Origin of the sequence: Tritonibacter mobilis, assembly GCF_001681715.1 — a bacterium.
GTDB lineage: Bacteria > Pseudomonadota > Alphaproteobacteria > Rhodobacterales > Rhodobacteraceae > Epibacterium > Epibacterium mobile.
In genome coordinates this window covers 277,398-290,967 of sequence record NZ_LNWY01000001.1, presented here as the reverse complement: position 1 = coordinate 290,967, position 13,570 = coordinate 277,398, and the positions used below count along the sequence as shown (strand labels likewise).

Here is a 13,570-nt window from a genome sequence, read left to right as displayed (position 1 = left end):
GTGATCACTGAACTTTCGACAATCCTGCGTCTTCCAGCCTCTCGCGATCCGGGAGATCCTGAAGTGTTTCCAGATCGAACGCGACGAGGAACTGATCGGTCGTAACGAAGGTATGTGGCGCGCCGCGACGCGGAGCACGCGGGCCCGTACCGATCAGCCCGCGATCATGTAGTCGCCCGATTAAATCACGGCTGATTTCTTTGCCAAAAATATCCTTCAACCCATCCCTTGTCACCGGCTGGTGATAAGCAACCGCTGCCAGCACAGCCACGTCGAACTCATTGAGATCAAGCAGTTGATGGCTCACATTTGCGGCTTCCCGTATGGCGGGCGCATAGATCGCGCGGGTGCGCAAAACCCAACCGTCGGCGATGCGGGCGATCTCAAACGAGCGCCCCTCAATATCCGCAGACAGGTCTTCGATCAGCAGTTCCACTGACACGCCCTGCCCCACCACCCGCGACAAATCCTCTCTTGAAACTGGAGTTGCACTGGCAAACAACACTGCCTCAATCCGGCGCAGCCATTCCCGCCAGCGTTCCTCCTGCGGCGCATCAAACAGCTCTCGATCCAGCGGGTGGTCTGTTTGGGCCTTACGCATGATCAGACCCCATAGAGGCGGAAACTATCGCGCCCGGTCAGCTCACGCACAACGCCAAGACTGACCAATCGGTCGCAAAATCGTCGCGCAGCACGATCTGGCATCGGCAGCGCCGACGGCGCAACTGCGTCCTGTGTCAGAAAGATCTGCACCGCATCTTTCGCCCCTTTTGCCCGAAGCTTTGGTACAATCGCAGATACGCGGGTTGTGTTGCGCGTGCCGTCTGAAACATGGCGCATAATTTCAACAATTGCGCGTCGAAGTGCGTGATGGCAGGCCAACACGAGGCCTTCGCCGCATGCACGAAGATCGCTGTGTTTGAGGCCAAGCGTAAACACGGGGGTGATACGCTCCCACCCAAGGGCTTTTGCAAGCACCGCCTCAGCAAGTATCAATGCAGAGGCTTCATTCGCCGGGGCGATATCCAAACACTGCTCCAGTACATTCGCAGCACGTTCAATGGGCGAAACATCCGACTGGGTGAACCAGTTTGCGATTTGCTCGTCAGAAAAGATGTCATGTTGCGCGCTGAATGAACTCGGGTGAATGGGGCGCTGCACGGATCGCCGCCATAACTGGTAAATCTCTCCTGCTGGTCCGGGCAAGTCACCCGGACTCAGAAAATGGAGCGCGTCCCGCAGGTCGCTCATCGTTTCGCTGCGCCCCGAGAAGCCAACCGTAACCTCCGCCGCGCGCAGGGCCAGCCGGTCCCGTATCAAGGTTTTGGGGACGGTATTGTCTGCCAACACCAGATGCAGATGCGACAAGGCCGCACCGGACAAAAACGCCACATATTCAGGGGCTTCGGCGCGTGTCGAAGTGACCCAAGACGGCAACAAAGGTAAACTCTCAAAGTGTGGATCAGATTCTCTGCCAAGGGTGTTCATCGTTAGAACATAGCCCGCAACGGCGCTTTCACGCAATAATTGATGAGAAAACCGCCGCTCGTTGTATTATTCAATTATGTCCGATAATATTTAATTATCAGACATAATATGGCAAACTCATCACGTAGAAGCCGCATTAGCGATCAAGGTCAGTGAAATGCCCCCCAAAAGCCACTCTCAGCTCAACAACGAAGAGCCCTCGACTTCTGAATTTTCGCAAGATCTCTCTGAGAATACGCGCAAAGCCTATGCAACCGATTGGGCTCTTTATACGCGGTGGTGCCGAATGCAGGGCACCCCTCCCCTTGCCGCAACTCCTGATCACATCGCGCGCTACCTAACGGAGATTTCGGCAGCATCTGGCTTGTCCAGTGCCAGTGTCCGACGTCGCCTTGCGGGTCTCGTTTGGAATTACCACCAGCGAGGTTTTCGCCTAGACCGGAACTCGCCTTTGATTGCGACCGCCCTGTCCGAAATCACCACCAACAAACCATGCGCTGCGGTGACAAAGGATGCCATCACTCCACAAGAGATACGCGCGATGGTCGCCACTCTTCCCTTTGATCTGCGTGGGCTGCGAGACCGTGCCATATTGCTGATGGGCTATATTGGTGGCTTAGGCCGCAGCGATCTCATAGGGCTCGATTTACATCAGAATGACACAGAGGGCGGAACCGGCTGGATCGAACTACACTCGGAGGGCATTCTCCTGACGATCAAATCAAAGACCGGCTGGCGTAAAGTCCAGATCGCCTGCGGAAATACAGATTTAACATGCCCGGTTTATACCCTCTCCCAATGGCTACATTTTGCCAAGATCCGCTCCGGGCCTGCGTTTGTGCGAACGTCGAGAGATGGCAAGCGTGCATTGAGCACGCGCCTGAACGACCGACATATTCCCCGTCTTGTAAAAAGCACGATCCTCAAAGCCGGCATTCGCGCAGAACTGCCGGAGAAAGAACGCCTTGCGCTTTTCTCCGGCCATTCATTGAAAAAAGGTCTATCCATCTCTGTTAACCAATCTTCTGGCAACCAGATCGAGGTGAACCTGACCAAAGCTGCCGGATTTTAGGAATTCGACACTTTCGACATCAGATGTTCTTCAATCACCTCCAGAAGTCTTTCGACATCCTGTTCAGCCAAATTTGCGCCCTTCAGATCGATCCGAACGCCCTTGGGCGAGACCTCTGCCGACAGATCCCCCCCGGATGTCAGAGGTCGTGACTTAATGCGGGTGACCTGGCGCGGTCGCCCTCCGCGTGAGGTATCTTTGGGCGTCGCCTCAAATTCAGCAAGCGCCGTTTCAACCACGCGCCATTCGTCCCGCTCGCTATCGGGCTGCGCTGAACCAAGCGCTTTGCGCAAAGTCGCCTGACCACCGGATCGAAGTGCCGCGGCGATTTTCAAACCCGCTTTTTCGGACATCGCATTGGGGTAGCGGAGGAGATCACCAAGTCCCTCATGAACCGCAGCGAAACTGCGAACTTTTGATCGTTTCGCTTTGGACGCCGCCGCAAAAAGCGTATCAACCGCATCTTCTACGGAGGCAAAAACGCCCTGCCCCGCGACCAGAACCGCAATCCGACCACGCTCATACGGTGTGAGATTGGCACGCAGCTCGTTCTCTTCGATCATCGAGACATAGGCCGCAGCGCTATCTGTGCCCTGCCGCAAGAATGCTGGAATTTCAGCAAAACCATCACGATTGAGGTTCAGCCTCGCAAAAGCCTCAAGTCGGCGAAAACCAGAAACAAGTCCGTAACCGCCTTCATCCAGAGCGACCACTTCAACCGGGCTGCGCAGGCCGTTTGTCTTGATGGAGGTGATAAGCTCTTGCAACTCCCCCTCATCGACCTGCATTCGATCGCGGCGCAGATAGTCGCGGTCGATCTCGGACAGCGGGATATAGCGCACCGCCTGCCCCGCTTCTTCGGCATCGCGCCATCTGCCCGCGTCTGCTTTGTCGCGAGCAAGTTCCACGCGGTCCGTGACCGCCGCCATACCACGTAATTTTGCAGTTTCAGCTGAGACTTTCGCGATCGGAGGCGCGCTTTTTTGGCCAGTTTCGAACGGATTCACACTCGGTTTCGCCGCGAAACCCTCATCCAAGGCTTCGATTTCAGCGACATCAGGTGCAGTTAGTCGTCTACGTTTCGCCATTTTACTCTGCTCCTTCCATCTGGGTGTCTCGCCACCAGCTACCGATGAGCAGCTCCTTGAACTCGGCATACGTTCGGTCAAATGTTTCGCGACCACGCACATAGGTGTCGCGGTTAAAGTCGCGGTAGTCCGCCTCATAAATGCCGTTCACCTGCTCACCTGCCTGCCCCACAAGAGCCGTGACATCCTGGCGATACGCATTCATGAAATCGCCGAAATAGGCTTGGATCACGTTGGCCATATCTGTCTGCTGGCTAGCATCGAACCGTGTGATCAGCGCGCGCACCACGTCCCATTCAAATTTGATCTCCGGCAACCCTGCCGCCCTTTGTGCGACATTCTCGCCTTCTTCAATGGAGGCAAAGGTGGAATAGAGCATGTCAAAGAAACGCCCGGTTGAGTCAAACTCAAGAAACGATGCACCAAGAGGAACCAACAGAATATCGGCTGCAGCGAGCGCATTAATCGTGAGGTACCCAAGTGCGGGAGGCGTATCGAGGAAGACGATGTCATAGTCGTCCAGAATGCCTTCGTCCTGTAGGAAATTGTTCAACGCATCCCACAAAGGCCAACTTCTGAGACCCATTCGCCAAACCGGGATCTGAAATTCAGCCCAGTAGAGGTTCAACTGTGCGCCAATCAGGTCGATATTGGGCCAATGGGTTTTCTGGATGACGTTTCGCGGCGAAACCGTAAGCGCTTCATTCAAGGTCTCATCAAGCGGCAATTCAGGTTCCCCCGCAGCCGCGCGAACCGCATTTTCCTCAACCATCGCTTTGGCGTAGTCTTTTGCGATGAGAGGGAAAACGGTAGACCACTCGTCTTCAATCTGACCGCCAAGGATCGAAGTCATCGAGCCTTGGCTGTCTAGATCAATAACCAGCACTTTGTAACCATCAAGGGCCGCAGACATTGCAAGGTGAGCCGCTGTAGATGTCTTTCCAACCCCGCCTTTGAAATTGGCAACAGCAGTGACCTTTGCTGGCAGACCTTTGGGACGGTAGGGCAGGTATTCCTTTGTTGAGATACCTTCGCTTGCGAAATGCTGGCGAAGCGCAAGCACCTCCTCAAGTGTGAACCACTTGGAACCGCCATCGCCTTCGCCTTGCGGAAGATCCGGGTTTGCTTTGAGGACGCGGCGAAGATGCTGAGGCGCAACGGGGATCAGGTAGCGGGTAATTTCCCATATGGAGAACTTACGCAGTCGCTTCTCTCCATCAGGAGCGTAGCCACGCCGTGCCAGATCTTCACGCCCCTTGCCACACAACGCGGCAGCTTTTGCAAAGCGTGTTGTTTGGATTGGATTGGGCAGCTTCCCTGCGGCCTTCTCAGGGTCCAGATTGAAATATGGAGGCAGTGGAGGGGTGCTCATGAGTTTGCTCGATCTCGATGAATGTATGTGGATTGTTGTTATATCTGGGAGAATAGAGAACATCTTTGGCGATGCATAGCCCGTCAGGGCTCTTTTGTTCCATTTTCCTGGGTACCTTTGCCGGTTTCGTGACGAAACCGCTGTAATTAGCTCGAAAATCCAGAAAATCGAGAACGACAAAGCGTTTAGATGTTTAAGGAATTTAGAATCTTTACGCCCATATTATGTAACTAAAACAAAGGACTAAATGCTCTTGGGGACCCGAGTGCGGGACTAAAGGTATCCAACTACAGGTCCAAAGGTACCCAGCTACAGGAGGAAAGGGTCCAGAACGCAGGTTTAAAGGTTCCGATTCTCAGGATAGCAGATCTCGTTGCAGGAACGATCTGTAGACCGTTTAAGCAGCTTTGTGAGGCTCTATCAGGGCGAAATTAGACCCTAAGGTGCGGATTAGAGCCTGCTATGAGCGGCGCTCTCTGTGAGGCTGACGACTATTGGGGAAGAGCGGGCGATTCGATTCTCAGCGCGCTTGAGCGAATCTGGTCCCGTTGATGGGTACCTTTCAGATGTGGCCGATGCCGACAAGACCGATTCAGCATGTCACCTCTAAGGAACCCATGAGAGATTGCCGTACGGGTTCCTTTTGTGGCAGTCTACTACAAAAAAAGAGGCAGATGATTCCATGGTAGAGCATGGCTTTGATGAGGACCGGCTGACTGGTGCTCTGACGCGGGAAACAGTGAAGAAGAATGTTGCCGCGATTCATATCAGCGGCAAACTCACTCTGTTGCAACGCAAGCTTTCAAACGTGTTGCTGCTGAATGCCTATGACACGCTGACCTCAGCCCGCAGTCACACGATTGATGCGCGCACCCTTGCGATGATGGTGGGATACAACTCCAATGATGTGGACAGTCTTCGCGCCAGTCTCCGCGCGCTCGCGGAAACGGTTGCAGAGTGGGACATGCTAGATGAGCAGGGTCATCAGGAGTGGGGCGTGTCTGCACTGCTGAGTTTCGCCAAGTTAAAAAACGGAGTGTGCGAATACGCCTATTCTCCTGCTTTGGCGCAGAAACTGCATGATCCTAAGATCTACGCGCTGATCAACGTAAAGATCCAACGCAACTTTACGTCTGGCCACGGGCTAGCGCTCTATGAAAACTGCTATCGTTTTGTGCGGACAGGCTCCACTGGATGGTGGAGCCTCGATATTTTCCGCAAGCTGATGGGCGTTGATGGCTCCGCCTATTATGAGAGTTTCAAACATCTGAACGCGAAGATCATCAAACCGGCAGTGGCTGAAGTGAACAAAAGCTCTGACATTATAATTGAGCCTCAAACGCGCAAAAAGGGCCGCGCGGTGAGCGATATCCGCTTTCTCATTAAAGAGAACCCGCAGATGGCGATGTTCCAGATCGATGACAGTGACGGGTTGCGCAATCTGTCGGTTTATAAAGCGCTGCGCGGGCAGGGCGTGTCTGACCGTCTCGCACGGCAGTGGATTACGGAACACGGGCAAGACTATGTTCAAGAAAAGCTGGACTATGTCGCAGGGCAGGGGGAGGTGAAATCCAGTGTCGGTTACCTCCGCGCGGCCATCATGGGGGATTATAGCGCTGCAGAAGGAAGCAAAGCTTCGCCACGCAAACCGGTCGACCCGGAAACACAGGCCAAACTAGATGCGCAGCGCAGCATACAAGAGGCTGAAAAAGCGGCCGAGGATGCAGCATTTAAAGCGCGTGCGGCTGAGCGGCGCGAACGCGCGAAACATCTCGATATTGTTGAAACGCTGGTTTCGCGGCGAAACCCCACACAACGCGATGCGGACAAGCGATTGTTCCTATCACGTCTCGAAAGCGATTTGGATCGCGAGCATTTTCGCCAGCACAGTTGGCGTTCGGCCTTGAATGCAGCCGCAATCATTTCGTTCTGGCAGGAACTGGAGCCCGATGCCTTTGTCGAAGAGGTTGGGTAGGGACGAAAAAAGCAGGTGACCCGAGTTGGTGCCACCTGCGCAGTAGGGGAGAGTGAAGACGCAGCCTTAGCCGGTGAACATGTCCTTGTAGGAGTCGCGCAAAATGTTCTTTTGAACTTTGCCCATCGTGTTGCGTGGCAACTCATCGATCAAAATCAACTTGCGCGGATGTTTGAAGCGCGCGAGCTGAGTTTGTACGGCCAGCATTATGGCATCGATGTCAGGGGTTTCACTGGGTGCGGGGACAATCACGCCAAGGACGGTTTCGCCAAAGTCTGGGTGTGCCACGCCGATAACGGCGCTTTCCAAAACGCCGGGTTGATCATCCAGCAGCAGTTCGATTTCCTTAGGATAGATGTTGTAGCCACCCGAGATAATCAGGTCTTTGTTGCGGCCTACAATGTGGACGTAGCCATCCTCGTCGATCTTACCCAGATCGCCGGTGATGAAAAAACCGTCCTCACGCAACTCAGCCGCCGTCTTTTCCGGCATCTGCCAGTAGCCTTTAAAGACGTTTGCACCGCGTACCTCAATTTGGCCGACATCGCCGTGGGGCAGGGTGTTGCCACTGGCAGGATCGGTGATTTTCAGTTCCACACCGGGCAGTGGAAAGCCGACGGTGCCTGCGCGGCGTTCGCCGTCATAAGGATTTGAGGTGTTCATATTGGTTTCGGTCATGCCGTAGCGTTCAAGGATGCGGTGCCCGGTGCGGCTCTCAAACTGAACATGTGTTTCTGCCAGCAGCGGCGCGGAGCCGGAAATAAACAGACGCATATGCCGGGTGAGGTCGCCAGTAAAACGTTCATCCCCCAGCAGGCGGGTATAGAAAGTCGGTACACCCATCATGGTGGTTGCGTTTGGCAAGGTTTCAATAACCACGTCCAGATCGAACTTTGGCAGGAAGATCATCGCGCCGCCTGCCAGTAGCGTCACGTTACTGGCGACAAATAGCCCGTGGGTGTGAAAAATCGGCAGCGCATGTAGCAGCACGTCGCGCGCAGTAAATCGCCATTCCTGAACCAAAGTTTCAGAGTTCGACAACAGATTGTTCTGTGTGAGCATCGCCCCCTTCGAACGTCCGGTTGTGCCAGAGGTATAGAGAAACGCCGCCAGATCATCGCCGGAGCGATCAACCGTTTCAAAATGCGCAGGCTTTGAATCCGCCTGATCTGTCAGTGTCCCGGTGCCGTTCGCGTTCAGTGTTTCCAGGCTTGCGTTGAGTTGCGAGGCGATAGGCGCGAGCATGGTTTTGCTCTTGCTGTCGCACACGACAAGGGATGCTCCGCTGTTTTCGATGAAATACGACAATTCATCGGCGGTATAGGCGGTGTTGAGAGGTAAAAAGATAAGGCCAGCCTGAACACATGCGCCATAAAGTGCGAGCGCTTCAGGGGATTTTTCGACTTGTACTGCCACACGATCACCGGGTGTCAGGCCTGTTTGGGTCAGCACATGCGCGATCTGTGCGATCCGCTCGAGAAAATCCTGATGCGTCAGAACCCGGCCGTCAGGCAGATGCAGGAAGGGTGTCGTCTTGCCGGAGTGAGCGCCAAAAAGACGATCATACAACGGGTTAGCCATGGGCGGAGCCTTTCTTATGCTGGAACGCTGCGCGCGGTCGCCGCGAGGGATTTGACCTCGGCGGAAGCGACGACCTCTTGCGTGGTCGCGAAACGTTCATGGTTTTGAGCAATTTTTCCAAGATCGTAAAGGTAATTGACCATGGTGCCTGCCGATTGCGCGCGGCCCTTGTCGGAGGTGTCCGCATCTGCATGTACCCGGTGCACGATAGCACCATTACCGAGGTGGAATCTTGCAACAGGGTCAAGAGGTTGTCCGCCACTTCTTTTGGCATTGATCAGGTAATCAGCAGCATATCCGCGCAATTTCTCGGCATCGGTCTCTTCCCACGCGATCCCTTCGGACTTGAGCCAACCGGTCAGACCGGGAATAGGGGAGAGGGTCACAAACGTGGCAAGCGACGGGACTTCGGTCGCTAGATCAGAGGCAACCTGCTTGATCAGGGAGTTTCCAAACGAGATGCTTGCGAGGCCAGCCTGACAGTTTGAGATTGAATAGAATGTCGCGGTGTCAGCGTCGCTGATAGGAATGGCAGAACGCCCCTCGCTGAGCAACATCTGCACAGACCCCGGCACGCCATTGGTCAGGGCGACCTCGACAAAAATCAGCGGTTCGTCCGGCATTGAGGGGTGAAAGAACGCAAAACATCGTCGGTCGGAAGGCTCCAGCCTGCGGCGCAAGTCATCCCAACTGTCGATGGCGTGAACGGCCTCATAGGCGATAATTTTTTCAAGGATATGCGCAGGGCTTTCCCAATTGATCGGGCGGAGCACCAGAAATCCACGATTGAACCAGCTGAGGAACAAGTGGCGAAAATCCATATCGAGCGCTTCGAGTTTGGGTTCTCCACGTCCCAGCCGCAACAGGTCTGCACGCATCCGAACCAACATTCCGGTTGCATTGGGCAGGCGATTAAGACGGCGGATCAACTCTTGTCGTTTGGGTTCTGCCGCCGCCATGAAGGCGCGATAAGAGGTTTTGGATGGGTCTTTTTCATAATTAGACAGCGTTGCCCGGACGTCTTCCGGTGTGATGTTCATCGCGGTTGCAAGATGGCGGAAAAACGCAACCTTTCCATCATCATCTTCGGTTTCAAACCGCGTCAGAATTTCCTCGGCCAGCGCCAGGCCAGAGGTTTCACCAGCAGATCCAACCAATGCATCCGCCAATTCCTGCAGCGGGCGCCCATCGGATGGGGCAGATTGCCCCGTCTGTTGTCGGCGTTCAAAAACCGTTGAGAGCAGTTCCGCAAGGATGCTCATATCGCACCTCCCATCACCAGATTGGGTAGCCATGTGGCCAGTCCCGGAAACAGACACAGCAGAACGATGGCCAAAATCATGCAAGCCACGAAGGGCAGGGAGCCTAGCAGGATTGTTCTGAGCGAAATATCCGGCGCTATGCCGTTGATTACATAGAGGTTCAGACCGACCGGTGGAGAGATCAGGCCGATTTCCATATTGATCGTCAGCACCACGGCGAACCAAATCGGATCAAACCCGGCGGTGGTGATGATCGGGAGCAGGATCGGTGCCGCCATCAGGATCACGGCGACGGGCGGCAGGAAAAACCCAGCGATCAGCAGGAACACGTTGACCGCCCCCATCAGCACCCAACGATTGACTTCCAGCGTGCCAATCCATTCGGCGATCGACTGCGTGATAAAGAGCGATGACAGCATGTAGGAAAACACACCCGCCGCCGCGATGATGAAAAGGATCATCACGCTTTCTTTGGTGCTGTCGCGCAGAACCACCCAGAGATCGCGGGGATTCCACAGCTTGTAGATCACAACCGCGATCACCAGACACAGGAGCGCGCCAACAGCGGCCGTTTCTGAGGGGGTCGCGATTCCGCCATACATCGCATAGAGCACACCGATAATGATCGCGAGGAACGGCAGCACGCGGGGCAGGATTTCAAACCGCTCAGCCCAAGTATAGCTGCCTGAACCCAGACGCGCTGCATCACCAGAGCGCCATGTGGAGTAAAGCGACCACCCCATAAAGAGACCGACAAGCAGCAGGCCGGGAATAACACCAGCAAGGAACAGACGCCCAATCGAAGTCTCAGTGGCGATCCCGTAAACGATCATTGTCACGGATGGTGGAATGAGAATACCAAGGGTGCCCCCCGCAGCGATGGAGCCTGCGGCCACACCATCGGGATAGCCGCGTTTGCGCATCTCGGGGATGCCCATTTTACCAATCGCCGCACAGGTGGCTGGCGAAGATCCCGACATCGCCGCAAACAACGCGCAAGCGCCGAGGTTTGAAACCACCAAACCGCCTGGAATACGGGTGAGCCAGCGCTCAAGCGCCTCATATAGGTCGGCGCCTGCACGGGTAGAGGCAATCGACGCGCCCATGATGATGAACATCGGGATCGACAGCAGCGCAAAATTGTCGAGCTTGCCAAACAGGATCTCTGGCATCAGCTCCAGCGAGCGCGGACCATCAAAAACGATCAGGAACCCGGCAGAGACGATCAGCAGACCAATCGCCACCGACACGCCGGAAAATAGCACAAGAATGGTCAGAACGGCGACAATACCGCCCAGCAGTAAGGGATCCATCAAGCGTCCTCCAATCCAAAGGGGCGGTCCGCGCCAATCATCAGCGCGATGAAATCCGCAACCAGTTGCAGCAGCAGCAGGCCAAATCCAACGGGGATAGAGAGGTAAGGAATCCAGAGTCTGACGCCCCAAACGGTGTCAGACCGCCAGCCTCGCTCCATTGCGAAATGCCAGTATTCAAAGCCATACCAGAGCATGATCGCGATGATGGTGATCGACAGAAGCGAGGTGATAACCGCGAGAATAAAACGCGCACGGCGGGGCAGGGACAGTGGCACAAGATCAACGTTCACATGGCCCCTAAGGCGTTGAACGTAAGGCAGCCCCACGAGGGTGGCCGCAATCATCAAATAGATCACGGCCTCGGTTTGCCAGATGGTAGAGCCATTGAGCACAAAGCGGATGACAATCATCTGGCACGTGATCGCAACGGATGCGACGATCATCGCCGCCGAACACCAGCCCGCCAGTGTCGAAAGGGCCGCTACAAAGCGGAGAAAGGGATTATTGCCCGTTCGGGCTGCAGCTGCCGAAGTATGGCCCGCCATTATCGCCTCCAGTATCAAGTGAGAGGGTCACAAAATAGGAGCGGCGCGCGGCCGCTCCGGGATGTGTGGTGTCACGCGGTGCCGATCACTCGACTGACAGCGCGAGATCGAGCAACTGTTGCCCGTCCGGCACCTCTGCAACGAACTGCTTATAGGATGTTTCTTTCGCCAACTCGCGCCATGCATCGAAATCCTCGGCTGTCATCTGCGCAATTTCGACACCGGCATCGGCAAACACCTTGGCGGAGGCGGCATCTTCTTTTTTGGCTTCCTCTAGGTAATAGGCCTGCGCTTTCTCGGAGGCGGTGCGCAGGGCGGCTTGTTGTTCTGCGCTCAGACCTTCAAAGGTGGTCTTGTTGATCAAAAGCGGTTGATACATGAACCAAAGCGCCACATCGCCTGCAGGGGTGTAGCAACTGACCTGCTCGTAGATCCGGTAGGATACGAAGGACGAAGACGACGTATTTGCTGCCTGCAAAACGCCGGTTTGCATCGCGTTATAGATCTCGGACGAGGCCATGGAGGCGATAGAGGCCCCCGCGCCAGCCAGCATCTGTTCAAAAGATTTGCCCGCTGCCCGCGTCTGCAGGCCCTGAACGTCCTCGGGGGCGGTGATGCATTTGTCTTTGCCGGCAAAACCGCCCGCTAGATATCCGTGAACCAGAACCATCACGTCATCTTCGGCCATTTTCTCTTCGAGCGCTTCCATAAAGGGCGACGCCGACAAGCGAGCTGCGTGATCATGGTTTTTCACCAGACCAGGCATCAAGGTCAGGTTATAGGCCGGTTGCTGGCCACCCGCGTAAGACAGCGGCAGGACAGTCATGTCGAGCTGGCCTCGGCTCAGCGGTTTATACTGCTCGCGCGGTTTGAACAGCGATTTGGAGCCGAAGATCTTAATGTTCAGGTCGACATCAGCGGCGGCCACCTCATCCGCAACCATTTGCGCGACCTTATGGCGAATGTCGTTGTTGGACCATTGGTGCGACAGGCGTAGCTCGGTTGCACTGGCCATACTGCCGGTTGCAACAAGCGCGAGGCCCGCGACAGCGGCCTTCAGAAATGTGTTCATGTTTTCCTCCCTTGGTTCCCCCGATCATGCCGAAGGTGTCGCAAGGGTAATCGCGCGATGTTTTTTAAGTCAACAGGTTTGTATACAATAATAGCTCGCTTGAATTTTACAGCGCGCGTGATAATGATCTGAGATATGGAAAAACGCCGTGCCGATACGATTGCCGAACAACTCGAAGAGCTGATCTTCGATGGCACCTATGCCGATGGGGATCGTTTGGATGAGGTTCGGCTTGCGGAACAATTCGGTGTCTCGCGCACGCCGCTTCGTGAGGCATTTCAACGCCTTGCACTATCGGGCCTGCTGGAACTCATCCCGCGACGTGGTGCATTTGTCCGCCAGCCTGGCCCTGTCGAGTTGTTGGAAATGTTTGAGGTCATGGCAGAGCTGGAGGCCGTCTGTGGGCGGCTTGCGGCGCTGCGGATTTCCGATGCCGCGCTGGCAGAGCTGCGTGATGCAAACGAGCATTGCCAGCAGGCTGTCGCTGCGCGCGATGTGGATGCCTATTATTCTGAAAACGAGCGCTTTCACAGAATCATCTACCAGCAATCCGGTAATAGCTTTCTCGCGCAGGAGGCCGCGAAACTGCACAAGCGTCTGCAACCGTATCGCCGTCAGCAACTGCGGTTCAGGGGGCGCATGGGGCAGTCCATGTCCGAACATGAACAGATTGTACGTGCGCTGGAGGCAGGAGATGCGGAGGCCGCAACCGATGCGTTGCGCAATCACGTCGCGGTGCAGGGCGAGAAGTTCCATCAGTTGATGGCAACCCTCAAAAACGCTGCGGAGTAGTGGCGAA

General features: G+C 55.3%; 12 protein-coding genes. 3 read left to right on the top strand and 9 right to left on the bottom strand.

Translation table 11 applies throughout. The features are described from left to right. Nucleotides 1-4: 4 nt before the first annotated feature. Together scpB and UB90_RS01360 are read right to left on the bottom strand one after the other, a co-directional pair. Complete coding sequence (gene scpB, locus UB90_RS01365) at nucleotides 5-601, bottom strand: SMC-Scp complex subunit ScpB (RefSeq protein WP_065324692.1); 597 nt, start codon at nucleotides 599-601, stop codon at nucleotides 5-7. Nucleotides 602-603: 2 nt separating this feature from the next. Further along, nucleotides 604-1,488 (bottom strand): DUF1403 family protein, encoded by an 885-nt coding sequence (locus UB90_RS01360; RefSeq protein WP_065324691.1) that lies wholly within the window; start codon nucleotides 1,486-1,488, stop codon nucleotides 604-606. 157 nt (nucleotides 1,489-1,645) lie between these two features. Between UB90_RS01360 and UB90_RS01355 the strand changes: the two genes are divergently transcribed. Next, entirely contained in the window at nucleotides 1,646-2,560 is a 915-nt protein-coding gene (locus UB90_RS01355; RefSeq protein WP_065324690.1) for a site-specific integrase, read from the top strand. On the opposite strand, the gene UB90_RS01350 is transcribed toward UB90_RS01355, so the two are convergent. Together UB90_RS01350 and UB90_RS01345 are read right to left on the bottom strand one after the other, a co-directional pair. Next, nucleotides 2,557-3,648: a ParB/RepB/Spo0J family partition protein gene (locus UB90_RS01350; RefSeq protein WP_065324689.1), complete on the bottom strand. Its 1,092-nt coding sequence runs from the start codon at nucleotides 3,646-3,648 to the stop codon at nucleotides 2,557-2,559. The genes UB90_RS01355 and UB90_RS01350 overlap by 4 nt on opposite strands. Nucleotide 3,649: 1 nt before the next feature. Next, the gene (locus UB90_RS01345) at nucleotides 3,650-5,020 is read right to left on the bottom strand and encodes an AAA family ATPase (RefSeq protein ID WP_005610307.1); all 1,371 of its coding nucleotides are present in this window, start codon (nucleotides 5,018-5,020) and stop codon (nucleotides 3,650-3,652) included. Nucleotides 5,021-5,702: 682 nt separating this feature from the next. Here UB90_RS01345 and UB90_RS01340 point away from each other — a divergent pair. After that, complete coding sequence (locus tag UB90_RS01340) at nucleotides 5,703-6,995, top strand: replication initiation protein (protein ID WP_009175904.1); 1,293 nt, start codon at nucleotides 5,703-5,705, stop codon at nucleotides 6,993-6,995. A 66-nt stretch (nucleotides 6,996-7,061) separates the two neighbouring features. Here the strand turns inward: UB90_RS01340 and UB90_RS01335 are convergent, their stop codons facing one another. The 5 genes from UB90_RS01335 to dctP all read right to left on the bottom strand — a co-directional run bounded on the left by UB90_RS01335 (nucleotide 7,062) and on the right by dctP (nucleotide 12,771). Beyond that, nucleotides 7,062-8,576 (bottom strand): malonate--CoA ligase, encoded by a 1,515-nt coding sequence (locus UB90_RS01335; RefSeq protein WP_065324688.1) that lies wholly within the window; start codon nucleotides 8,574-8,576, stop codon nucleotides 7,062-7,064. 14 nt (nucleotides 8,577-8,590) lie between these two features. Then, complete coding sequence (locus UB90_RS01330) at nucleotides 8,591-9,838, bottom strand: malonyl-CoA decarboxylase (RefSeq protein ID WP_065324687.1); 1,248 nt, start codon at nucleotides 9,836-9,838, stop codon at nucleotides 8,591-8,593. Continuing rightward, nucleotides 9,835-11,151: a TRAP transporter large permease gene (locus UB90_RS01325; RefSeq protein ID WP_065323328.1), complete on the bottom strand. Its 1,317-nt coding sequence runs from the start codon at nucleotides 11,149-11,151 to the stop codon at nucleotides 9,835-9,837. Before UB90_RS01325 ends, UB90_RS01330 begins: the two co-directional genes overlap by 4 nt. Beyond that, complete coding sequence (locus tag UB90_RS01320) at nucleotides 11,151-11,699, bottom strand: TRAP transporter small permease (protein WP_005610322.1); 549 nt, start codon at nucleotides 11,697-11,699, stop codon at nucleotides 11,151-11,153. The genes UB90_RS01325 and UB90_RS01320 overlap by 1 nt, the downstream gene beginning before the upstream one ends. Before the next feature lie 85 nt (nucleotides 11,700-11,784). Beyond that, the gene (gene dctP / locus UB90_RS01315; RefSeq protein WP_065324686.1) at nucleotides 11,785-12,771 is read right to left on the bottom strand and encodes a TRAP transporter substrate-binding protein DctP; all 987 of its coding nucleotides are present in this window, start codon (nucleotides 12,769-12,771) and stop codon (nucleotides 11,785-11,787) included. A 135-nt stretch (nucleotides 12,772-12,906) separates the two neighbouring features. Between dctP and UB90_RS01310 the strand changes: the two genes are divergently transcribed. After that, nucleotides 12,907-13,563: a GntR family transcriptional regulator gene (locus UB90_RS01310; RefSeq protein WP_065324685.1), complete on the top strand. Its 657-nt coding sequence runs from the start codon at nucleotides 12,907-12,909 to the stop codon at nucleotides 13,561-13,563. Nucleotides 13,564-13,570: the final 7 nt, after the last annotated feature.